We start from the raw sequence: 11,587 nt of genomic DNA, 5'->3' as shown, positions 1-11,587 counted from the left end.
CCCATATCCGTTGCGTCCGATGACGGGAATCCGGTCGCGATTCGGTCGACGGCCCCGTGGCGGCCCCGGCGGTGGAAGAACCGCGTCATCGCCGCTCTGCGCGCGCTACAGTCGCCCATATGGGAATCATCGAGAATGATGAGACGAGCATGCCGCGCACGGCGCAGGTCGCCGACCGCGTCATCGTCGTCGACGAGACCGGGTCGACGAACACGTTCGCGCGCGAACTGGTCGTATCGGGGGAACTCGCGGGCGCCGCCTGGGAGGTCGCGGGTGGCTCCGCCGCATCGGACCGCCCGTATGTCGCCGTCGTCGCCGCCGACCGCCAGACCGCCGGCCGCGGACGCCTCGACCACACGTGGCGGAGCGCGCCGGGGGAGTCGTCCACCGTGTCGTACGTCGTGACCGTGCCGCGCGCGCTCGCCGTCGACGAGACGGTCAACGGCTGGCTGCAGATGATCGCCGGCCTCGCCACGCTCGACGGATTGCGGGCGGCGCTCGCGGCGGTAGGCGCGAAACCGTTGCATGACGCGGAATTCGATGGCGGCGATGGCAGTGCCGATGGTGCCGACAGTGCCGATGGTGCCGACAGTGCCGATGGTGCCGATGGCGGCGACGCGGCTGCCGATGTGCCCGTCAACGCTGCTACCGCCCCCGCCGACCGTTTCGGACTCAAATGGCCGAACGACATCTTCGTCGGCGACCTGAAGCTCGGCGGCATCCTCGCCGAACTCGTGCCGTTGCCGGAAACGGCGGAATCGGAGACTGGCGCATCGGGAGACGGATTGTCGGCGGAGACGCCCGACGATGCCGGTCGCGTCGCCATCGTCTTCGGCGTCGGACTGAACCTCGCCGTACCCGCCGACCGACTGCCCACGCTGCAGGCCACGTCGCTGCAACTGCACTACGCGCCGTTGCCGTCGGGTGAGGAGATGCGCGACCGGATCGCCGCCGGAACCGTCGCCGCGCTGCGCCGCCGTCTCGCCGCCTTCGCCGCCGGACCGCGCGACGCGGCGGCGGCGTTGCGGCGCGAGATGGCCGGCGTGTGCGTCACGCTTGGACGCCGAGCCGTCGCGCACTTCACCGACGGGAGTTCGCTGGAAGGCGAGGCCGTCGCGTTGAACGACGACGCGTCGCTCACGATTCGCGACGACGCCGGCGTGACGCACGTCGTGCGCACCGCCGACGTCGGCGTGCTGCCGGCGTGACGTGTGGCGGACCGGCGACACGACCGTGCCGCGCGGGTTCTGCGCGACGGCCGACGTGGCGTGATGCCGTAGGGTTGATGCTGGCGTCCGGGGCATGGGGGCCGCGACACGGCGGCGCCCTGCGGGTTGTGCGTCGCGCGGCCTTGTGTATAATGGCACGAGTTGTTTTATCGGAGTGATTCGATGAGACGATGCGCGGATGTAGCTCAATGGTAGAGCCTCAGTCTTCCAAACTGATTACGCGGGTTCGATTCCCGTCATCCGCTCCACTCGAGAACCGTTGGATTTCCAGCGGTTCTTTTGCTTTTTCTGGGGGTCAAGTAAAGAAACGTGGGTCTTATCCGCGTGTGTTGTCGGCGTGGCGTGGGGTCAATCGGGTCAACCGGCTCTTCGTATTTTGGTGTGTAAGAGCCGCCCAAGACGAAATGGTCGGTGAAACGAACCCGCCGGCTCCTATCCGTGTTGTTTCGCTGGGGGATGTCCCGGCGAAACAACCCGGATGCCGGGGAGCCTACTTGGTTCGCTGATCGCATGCGGCGAACCGACATGGTCGGCACGTGGCCTGAGCGTTTCGCCGTGGCGATTCGCGGACGCTGCGTCGTGGACGCAATGATTCGCCGACGGCCGTAGCGAAATGCCATCGCCCTTACGTGGCCGGTTTGTTTCGCTGGGGTGAGTCGTGGGTGGTGGGACGTGACCGGGTTGTGTCGCTGGGGTGAGTCGTGGGTGGTGGGACGTGGCCGGGTTGTTTTGCTGGGGCGAGTTGTGGGTGGTGGGGTGTGGTCGGGTTGTTTCGCTGGGACATTGTTGTGGGCATGGGGTATCTATCCGTTGCCTCGCCCGCAGCATGGGGATGGTTCAGTGTCGCTCCCGCTGGCGGGAGCTGTCATGCGGCTTGGCGGGGATGGCTCAGTGTCGCTCCCGCTGGCGGGAGCTGTCATGCGGAGCATGACTGAGGGTGGTCTAACTCATTTCCCCGTATGAAACCCCCGTTATCCGCGATGTACAGCGCCAAATGGACGGATAAGGGGTATGGAATCGGGCGTTTGACACTGTAGAAAGCGGATAACGGGGGTTTGGTACGGGGCAGGCGGGGTTGGTACGGAGGCCGGCGGGTTTGGTACGGGGGCGGGCGGGTCTGGTTTCGACTTCCGTGAGAACACGGTGGGAACTTGTTGTTTCCGCTGCGCCGATTGGGGCATGCCATCGGGGATGATGGTGGGCATGGCTGATGAGTTGAGGATGCGCGCCGGGGCGTTCGTGGAGCGGTGGCGCGGCCGTGGCGATGAGAACAGCGAGACCCAGCAGTTCTGGATGGATCTGTTGGGCGACGTGCTGCACGTGGGCCGGTTGAGCGACCGGCAGGTGCTGTGGTTCGAACGGCGCACGGCGGGCAATGGTCTGATCGACGTGCTGATGGTCGAGGCGCGTGTGCTGGTCGAGCAGAAGAGCCTTGGCGTGGATTTGGACAAGGAGGAGCCGCGGCAGGGCGTGATGAAGACGCCGGTGCGTCAGGCGTTGGATTATGCGAACGCGTTGCCGCCGTCGGAGCGGCCGGTGGTGTTGATCACCTGCAATTTCGGCGTGTTCCGTCTCTACGATCTGGAATCGGACCCGTTGGCGAAGACGCCGCGCTCGGAGTTCGCGTTGGAGGAGCTGCCCGATCATGTCGGCGAGCTGGCGGGCCTGTTCGACCGGGGGCGCAGCCGTACCATCGTCCAGCAGCAGTTGTCGGAGAAGGCGGGCCAGTTGGGTGCGAGGCTGCATGACGCCCTCGCGTCCTGCTACGACGATCCGGATGAGGCGAAGGCGCATGACGATCTGGCGATGCTGACGGTGCGGATCGTCTTCTGCCTGTACGCCGAGGATGCGGGCCTGTTCCCGGCCAACAGTTTCCGTGATCTGGTGAAGGCGTCCGATCCGCGGCATCTGCGCGGCGACATCGAGGACCTGTTCGACGTGCTCGATACGCCCGAGGATGGTCGGAGCAAATACCTGGATGCGGCCCTCGCGTGTTTCCCGTATGTGGACGGCGGCCTGTTCCGTGACCAGATCGAGATACCGCCGATGGGTCGGGGCATTCAGGACGCGCTCATGGAGATCAGCGAGGGGTTCGACTGGAGCGGCATCAGCCCGGTCATTTTCGGCAGTCTGATGGAGGAGACGCTCAGCCATGACGAGCGGCGGCGCGGCGGCATGCATTATACGAGTGTGACGAACATCCACCGGCTCATCGACCCGCTGTTCCTCGACGACCTGACCGCCGAGTGCGATCGGCTGATCGCCGCCCGTCCGGCCGTGGAGAAGGGGCGCGCGTTCAAGGAGTGGCGTCAGGGGCTTCAGGATTACCAGGATCGTCTCGCGGGCCTCAAGTGGGCGGATTTCGCGGCCGGTTCGGGTAATTTCCTCACGGAGACGTTCATCTGCGTGCGACGGTTGGAGAACCGGATCATCGAGGCGTTGCAGGGCGACCAGATCGCGTTCGACATGGAGGGATTCAGCGTCAAGGTGTCGATCGCGCAGATGTACGGCGTGGAGATCAACGGGTTCGCGTGCGCGGTGGCGCGTACCGCGTTGTGGATCGCGGAGCAGCAGATGCTCGATGAGACCGAATCGGTGTCCGGCAGGGGTCTCGACCGGCTTCCGTTCAAGGATTCCGGCAACATCGTGCAGGCGAACGCCCTGCGCTATGACTGGAACGACCTGTTGCCCGGCGATGAGTGCGATTACGTGATGGGCAATCCGCCGTTCCTCGGCCATATCAGCAAGACGCCGGAGCAGACGGGCGATCTGAAGGCCGTGTGGGGTGGGGACTACGACGGGTATCTCGACTATGCGACCGGCTGGTTCCGCAAGGCGTCGCGGTATCTGACCAAGCCTTCGGCGGCGTTCGCGCTCGTCAGCACGAACTCGATCACGCAGGGCCAGCCCGTGCCCCGCCTGTTCGGGCCGATCATGGCGGACGGGTGGCGCATCGCGTTCGCGCATCGCACGTTCGCGTGGAACGCGCAGTCCACGGACAATGCGCACGTCCACGTCGTCATCATCGGCATGGACCGTGCCGACGACGCGACGAAACCGCCCATCCTGTTCGAATACCCCGACATCGACGGCGAACCTGAGGCCGCGCATCCGCGGCACATCAACGGCTATCTGCTCGACGGACCGGACGTGTACGCGGAAAAACGCAGCCAGAAGGCGGGGCCGCTTTCGCCGATGCTCGGCCGGGTCGATTTCGGGTCGATGCCGTTGGACGGCGGCAACCTGCTCATCAACGATGCGGACGAATACGCGAAGGCGATGGGCGATCCGATCGCCGCGAAGTACGTGCGCCCGTTCCGTATGGGACGCGAGCTCATCAACGGCATCGAACGCTGGTGCCTGTGGCTCGCCGACGCGCCCGCGTCCGACATCCTCAAATCCCCGTATCTCAAGACGCGGGTCGAAGCGTGCAGGGAATACCGCGAACAAGCGCCGGTGAAGGGCGATGCGTACAAGCACCGCGACACTCCGCAACTGTTCCGCGACAACCACCAGCCAGGGGAGCAATATCTCGCCATACCGGCGGTGTTCAGCAGCCAACGCCGGTGGATGACCTGCGGTCTGCTGCCGGAGACCGTCATCGCCGGCAACAAGATTTTCGTCTGCGACGACCCCGACGGTTTCGCGTTCGCGATCATCGAATCGTCCATGTTCCTGACCTGGCAGAAGGCGATCGGCGGACGTTTGAAGAACGACTGCAACTTCAGCAACACCGTCGTCTGGAACACGCTACCGCTGCCGAAGCTCTCCGATGCCATGCGTGGGAAGGTCATCGAGGCCGGACGGGCGGTGATCGAGGCGCGCGCGAACCATCCGGGCGAAAGCCTCGCCGACCTGTACAACCCGCTGCTCATGCACCCCGACCTGCTCAAGGCCCACGAACGGCTCGACCGCGTCGTCGATGTCGCGTTCGGCGCCGGCAGACCCTGCGGATCGGACGACGAACGCCTCCAGATCCTCTTCGACCGCTATCAGGAGATGGCCAAGGTCTGAGTACGGGCCGAAAGGAACGCCATCGGCGTGCATGATCTGATCCGCGATGCGCGAGGTGCTCGCTTCGCCGGTGGTGTGCAGTATCGTGGACGGAGGAAAACAGCGCGCGCCACGGCTGAGGCCGGTTATGGCAGGCCGCGACCGACCCCGGCCGGCTTTGACCGGTTGTCGGTTATGGCCGGCCATGGTCTGCCACGGCTTTATCGCGACGTGGCGCGACGGATGTGAAGGAACGACGGCAAGCGAGGCGGTATATGGCGGACGAGAGCGGGCGTAACGAGGCCACCGAGATCGTGGGCGGCAAGGTCGAGACGGTCGAGGTGTCGAAGCATCCGGAGGCGACGATCCCCGAGACCGACCTGTCCCTTGCGGACATCGAACGCGGACGTTCGCATCCCGTGCGCTGGGCCGTCTACGCGCTGGCGGTGCTCGTCGCGATCATCGCGCCGTACTGGTACGGGCGTGCGCTCGCCGTGAACGACACCGCATGGTTGACCGCGCGGTTCAATGCGGTCACGCCGCAGGGCATGGCGTTCCTCTCGTGGACGGTCACGCTCATCGCCATTGCATGCCTGGGCGTCGCGATCGTCGATTCCGGGCGTTGGATCTGGCGCATCCTGTTCGTCATCGGTCTCGCCGCCGAACAGTTCGTCGCCGGTGCGGCGCTGCTCAGGCTTGACTTCTGGTATTCGACGTATGTGGTGTACGGCGATTCCGCGGCCGTCGCGAACGCGGCGAACCTCGGCATCATCGCCGCGGGGTTCGGCGTGGCCGTGTTCGCCGTGATCTGGGTGGGGCTGCTCGTCGTCATCAGGAAGGAGTCGCCGCTCAACGTGCTCACGCGCAGTTGGGCGTCGTTCATCCTGTTCTTCGTGATCGAGGCGGCGGCGCTGCTCGTCGTCATGTTCGGCGGACTGCTCACCACCGTCACGGCGTGAGAGCATGCGCCGCACGCGAACGCGTGTCCGCGCCATGTCCTATAGTTTCCATTTGGCGTAAATCGCCCGCGGATAGAGAGCGCCCCACGCATCGAGCATGAGGCACCGCGCAACGACCATAAGGAGGATGCCGTGGCACTTACGGCTGAAGAGAAGTCCCAGATCATCAACGAGTTCGCGACGCACGAGGGCGACACCGGCTCCCCGGAGGTCCAGGTCGCGCTGCTCTCCAAGCGCATCGCCGACCTGACCGAGCACCTGAAGAAGCACCAGCACGACCACCACTCCCGTCGTGGCATGCAGATGATGATCGGTGACCGTCGTTCCCTGCTTGACTACCTCAAGCGCAACGACATCAACCGTTACCGTGCGCTGATCGAGAAGCTTGGTCTGCGTCGATAGCACAGACTTCCGCCCGGGCGCCGCAACGGCGTTCGGGCGTTTTACATACGCCTGCCAACGGCAACACAACCGAAGAGGGGACGGATTCGAGAGGATGGGTCGCGTGGCGCGGCCGATGAGAGAATCCGTAGTACGAATCGAGAGTTGACACGAGGGGCGCGGCCGGGGGTCGCGCAAGGCCGTGCCGTGTCGGGGCGATCCCGGAACACGGCGACGGCGAACGGAAGCGAATGTAAGAGCCAGGCCCGGCTGAAGAAGGGCCGATGTTTGTTAGGAAAAGAACAAGTCAAAGGAGGAACCCTGATGGAGGGTCCCGAAATCAAGGCCGCAGAGGCCATCATCGACAATGGGTCGTTCGGCAAGCGCACGCTGCGCTTCGAGACCGGCCGCCTCGCCCAGCAGGCTGACGGCGCCGTCGCCGCCTACCTGGACGACGACACCATGGTGCTGAGCACCACCACCGCCGGCAACAGCCCGAAGGAGAACTACGATTTCTTCCCGCTGACCGTCGACGTCGAGGAGAAGATGTACGCCGCGGGCAAGATCCCCGGCTCCTTCTTCCGCCGCGAAGGCCGCCCGTCCAACGACGCGATCCTGGCCTGCCGCATCATCGACCGCCCGCTGCGCCCGCTGTTCCCGCACACGCTGCGCAACGAGGTGCAGGTCGTCGAGACGATCCTGTCCGTCAACCCGGACGACGCGTACGACGTGGTCGCCCTCAACGCGGCCTCCGCCTCCACCATGATCTCCGGCCTGCCGTTCTCCGGCCCGGTCTCCGGCGTGCGTCTGGCCCTCATCGACGGCCAGTGGGTCGCCTTCCCGACCTGGTCCGAGCGTGAGCGTGCCGTGTTCGAGATCGTGGTCGCCGGCCGCGTGATCGACAACGGCGACGTCGCGATCGCCATGATCGAGGCCGGCGCCGGCAAGAACGCCTGGCACCTCATCTACGACGAGGGCCAGACCAAGCCGGACGAGACCGTCGTGGCCGAGGGCCTCGAAGCCGCCAAGCCGTTCATCAAGGTCATCTGCGAGGCCCAGAACGAGCTCAAGGAGAAGGCCGCGAAGGAGACCCGCGAGTTCCCGCTGTTCCCGGAGTACACCGAGGACCTCTACAACCGCATCGACGAGATCGCCCACCAGGACCTCGACGAGGCGCTGACCATCGCGGAGAAGCTGCCGCGTCAGGAGCGCATCCACGAGATCAAGGAGCACGTGCGCGAGATCCTCGCCAACGAGTTCACCGACATGGACGACGCCGAGAAGGACAAGGAGCTCGGCAACGCGTTCAAGGAGCTGCAGCGCCAGATCGTGCGCCGCCGCATCCTCACCGAGGACTACCGCATCGACGGCCGTGGCCTCAAGGACATCCGCACCCTGTCCGCCGAGGTGGACATCGTGCCGCGCGTCCACGGCTCCGCCCTCTTCCAGCGCGGCGAGACCCAGATCCTGGGCGTCACCACGCTGAACATGCTCAAGATGGAGCAGCAGCTCGACTCCCTGTCCGGTCCGCAGTCGAAGCGCTACATGCACAACTACGAGATGCCGCCGTACTCCACCGGCGAGACCGGCCGCGTCGGCTCCCCGAAGCGCCGCGAGATCGGCCACGGCGCCCTCGCCGAGAAGGCCCTCGTGCCGGTGCTGCCGAGCCGCGAGGAGTTCCCGTACGCGATCCGCCAGGTCTCCGAGGCCATCGGCTCCAACGGCTCCACCTCCATGGGTTCCGTGTGCGCCTCCACCCTGTCGCTGCTCGCGGCGGGCGTGCCGCTGAAGGCCCCGGTCGCGGGCATCGCGATGGGCCTGGTCTCCGGCGACGTCGACGGCCAGCACATCTACAAGACCCTGACCGACATCCTGGGTGCCGAGGACGCGTTCGGCGACATGGACTTCAAGGTCGCCGGCACCTCCGAGTTCATCACCGCCCTGCAGCTCGACACCAAGCTGGACGGCATCCCGGCCGACATCCTCGCCGCCGCGCTGCAGCAGGCGAAGGACGCGCGCACCACGATCCTCGAGGTCATCAACGAGTGCATCGACGGCCCGGCCGAGATGAGCGAGTTCGCCCCGCGCATCATCACCACCACCGTCCCGGTCGAGAAGATCGGCGAGGTCATCGGCCCGAAGGGCAAGATGATCAACCAGATCCAGGAGGACACCGGCGCCGAGATCGCGATCGAGGACGACGGCACCGTCTTCATCTCCTCCGAAGGCGGCGAGGCCGCCGAGAAGGCGAAGCAGATCATCGACTCCATCGCCAACCCGCACGTGCCGCAGGCCGGCGAGACCTACAACGGCAAGGTCGTCAAGACCACGTCGTTCGGCGCGTTCGTGAACCTCACGCCGGGCACCGACGGCCTGCTGCACATCTCGCAGATCCGCAACCTCACCAACGGCGAGCGCATCGACCAGGTCGAGGACGTGCTCAAGGAGGGCGACACCGTCGAGGTCGTCGTCCAGGGCGTCGACGACCGCGGCAAGATCTCCCTCGCGATCCCCGGCTTCGAGGATCAGGAGAACAACGCGCGTCGCGGCGGCGACCGTCCGGCCCGCGGCGACCGCGACGACCGTCGCGGCTCCCGCGGCCCGCGCCGCGACCGTGACGACCGCCGCGACCGCGACGACGATTTCGACGATCGTCCGCGTCGTCGTCGTTCCGACGACCGTGACGACCGTCGCGACGATCGTGACTACGATGATCGTCCGCGTCGCCGTCGCGCCGAGCGTGACTACGACGACCGCGATCGCGACTACGATGATCGTCCGCGCCGCCGTCGTTCCGACCGCGACTACGATGACCGTGACGACCGTCGCGTTTCCCGTGCCGATCGTGACGATGATCGTCCGCGTCGTCGTCGCGCCGACCGCGATGATGACCGCCGTGATCGTGACGATCGTCGTGGCGGCCGTGGCCGTGGCGGCTACGACCGCAACCCGCGCTACGCGACCGACGAGAACTACGACGAGTACCACGCGGACCGCATCGAGCGCACCGAGCGCCCGCGCCGCCGCGTCCGTCGCGACTTCGATCCGTTCGAGGACTGATCGCTGATCGATTCGGTCTGATCGCCACCTCGGCGTAGCACGACGAACATAGGGGCTGCCGATCAAACGTAGGGGGCCGCACCGGAATTATCTCCCGGTGCGGCCCCCTATTTGTATGTCGTTATTCCCTTGCCGTCATTCCCCGCCGTCATTCCCTACCGTTATTCCCCGCCGTTATTCCCATGGTGCGGTAAAACTCCCATGGTGCGGTGGTGGAAAACGTTGGTATTCCGCCGTTGTGGAGATTGTGTGTTGCCGCACCATGGGGTGTTGGTGTGGGGTGTTGGTGGTGGGGCGCTACAGTTCGGATTCGGCGAGGGCGTGGTCGATGTCGCGGATGAGGTCGTCGGTGTCCTCCAGACCGACGGCGAGACGGAAGAATCCGCGGTGGAACTCCTCCGGGTACAGGTACTGGCGTTCGTCGTCCTCGCCGAGGAACACGATCAGGCTTTCGTCGTGGCCGAGCGAGACGGCCGACGTGATCACGTTGAGCTTGCTCACGAACCGGTTGTGCCCGTCATGGTCGGTGTCGAGGCCGAACGAGAGCACGCCGCCGAATCCCGCATCCGGGCGGGCGAGCTGACGTGCCGCCACGTCGTGATGCGGGTGGGATTCGAGCCCCGGATAGGCGACGAACCGCACCTGCGGCAGGCTTTCCAAGTGCTTCGCGATGGCCAGTGCGGAGGCGTTGTGCTGACGCATGCGCAGGGGGAGTGTGACCGAGCCGCGGTTGATGAGCCACGCGTTGAACGGCGAGATGATGCCGCCGTAGTTCACCTGATAGGTGAAGCGGATCTGGTCGGTGAGCTCCTTGCAGGTGGCGATGGCACCGCCGAGCGCGTCGCCGTGGCCGTTGATGTACTTGGTGAGGCTTTCGATGACGACGTCCGCGCCGAGATCGGCGGGACGCACGTTGAACGGCGAGTTGAACGTGTTGTCGACGGACAGCAGCGCGCCCGCGTCGTGCGCGAGCTTCGCCGCAGCTTCGATGTCCGTGACCTTGAGGGTCGGGTTGGCGGGCGTCTCGATGTGCACGAGCTTCGTGTTCGGGCGGATCGCGTCCTCGATGTTCTTCGGATCCGACGTGTCGACGATCGACGTCTCGATGCCGTACTTCTCCGGCAGGATCTGGTTGAGCAGACGGTAGGCGGCGATATACGTCGTGTCGGAGAAGATCGCGTGGTCGCCGCGATTCAGGAGCGTGGTGAACGTGGCGGCGAGGGCGGCGACGCCGGAGGCGAGCACGACCGCGTCCTCCGTGCCTTCCAGATTCGCGAGCTTCGCCTCCAGATAGCGCTGGTTCGGATGGCCGTTGCGCGTGTACAGGTTCACGTCCGAACTGGACCAGTTGATGTCGGAGGGATCGTAGGGCAGGGCGTAGGCGTTCGCCAGCGTGATCGGACGGCGGATCGCGCCGGTTTCGGCGTCGACCCCGTTGCCGAGGTGGATGGATTTGGTCGCGAATCCGAGGGGCGTGCCGTCGAAGGATTCGCCATGATGCACGAGATCTGAGGTCATGGTTCCATCTCTAGCAGCCGCGCGTTTCCCGCGCGAGTGCGCGTGGCCGGCGGCAATCCGCGGAATTCCGGCGTTTGATAGCCGTCCATAGAAACAACCGTGCCCTGCGGTGTGCCCCGCACCTCCGCAGCGTGCCCCGCAACCCCCGCGGCGCGTCCGTACTTTCACGATGTGGTACGGCTCCCCTTGGCACATGGGCGAAACGACGGGATTCCGCCGATGGGGGAATGGTGTGTCGGCTGCAGTACAGGTGGAAGAAAAGGCGGAAATATAGGCGATGAATATGTGCGGGAGCTGGAACCGGCATGTCCGATTGGTGGGATTTGTCCGCGGGGGGGTGTTCCTATGTTTTTGTCAACTTGTGGCCGGGGTGATGTATCGGGTTAGGGGTTGTGCGTGGTGGGCGTGCTTCGCCGTCCGGCCGGGGGTTTGCCGGTCGGGTCCGGG

The 11,587-nt window shown here is 65.6% G+C and carries 6 protein-coding genes and 1 tRNA gene; 6 read left to right on the top strand and 1 reads right to left on the bottom strand.

Annotated features, from left to right (window positions below; translation table 11 throughout):
- Positions 1-119 precede the first annotated feature (119 nt).
- The 6 genes from AC1AYR_RS10940 to AC1AYR_RS10915 all read left to right on the top strand — a co-directional run bounded on the left by AC1AYR_RS10940 (position 120) and on the right by AC1AYR_RS10915 (position 9,622).
- Positions 120-1,208: a biotin--[acetyl-CoA-carboxylase] ligase gene (locus AC1AYR_RS10940; protein WP_476511840.1), complete on the top strand. Its 1,089-nt coding sequence runs from the start codon at positions 120-122 to the stop codon at positions 1,206-1,208.
- A 195-nt stretch (positions 1,209-1,403) separates the two neighbouring features.
- A tRNA-Gly gene (locus AC1AYR_RS10935) sits at positions 1,404-1,477 on the top strand.
- 955 nt (positions 1,478-2,432) lie between these two features.
- Entirely contained in the window at positions 2,433-5,243 is a 2,811-nt protein-coding gene (locus AC1AYR_RS10930) for a DNA methyltransferase (RefSeq protein WP_476511841.1), read from the top strand.
- A gap of 254 nt (positions 5,244-5,497) precedes the next feature.
- Positions 5,498-6,181: a hypothetical protein gene (locus tag AC1AYR_RS10925; RefSeq protein ID WP_476511842.1), complete on the top strand. Its 684-nt coding sequence runs from the start codon at positions 5,498-5,500 to the stop codon at positions 6,179-6,181.
- 132 nt (positions 6,182-6,313) lie between these two features.
- Positions 6,314-6,583 carry a 30S ribosomal protein S15 gene (rpsO, locus tag AC1AYR_RS10920; protein ID WP_476511843.1) on the top strand — a complete coding sequence of 90 codons (270 nt, stop codon included), beginning with the start codon at positions 6,314-6,316 and terminating at the stop codon, positions 6,581-6,583.
- Positions 6,584-6,886: 303 nt separating this feature from the next.
- Positions 6,887-9,622, top strand: coding sequence for a polyribonucleotide nucleotidyltransferase (locus AC1AYR_RS10915; protein WP_476511844.1), 2,736 nt, complete (start codon positions 6,887-6,889; stop codon positions 9,620-9,622).
- A gap of 297 nt (positions 9,623-9,919) precedes the next feature.
- Here AC1AYR_RS10915 and AC1AYR_RS10910 read toward each other — a convergent pair whose 3' ends face one another.
- Positions 9,920-11,140, bottom strand: a complete 1,221-nt coding sequence (locus tag AC1AYR_RS10910; protein WP_034527933.1) for a trans-sulfuration enzyme family protein — start codon at positions 11,138-11,140, stop codon at positions 9,920-9,922.
- Positions 11,141-11,587: the final 447 nt, after the last annotated feature.

The organism is Bifidobacterium sp. LH_417 (assembly GCF_056357035.1).
Note: the sequence above shows the minus strand (reverse complement) of the source record. Positions and strands in the feature narration are given on the sequence as shown.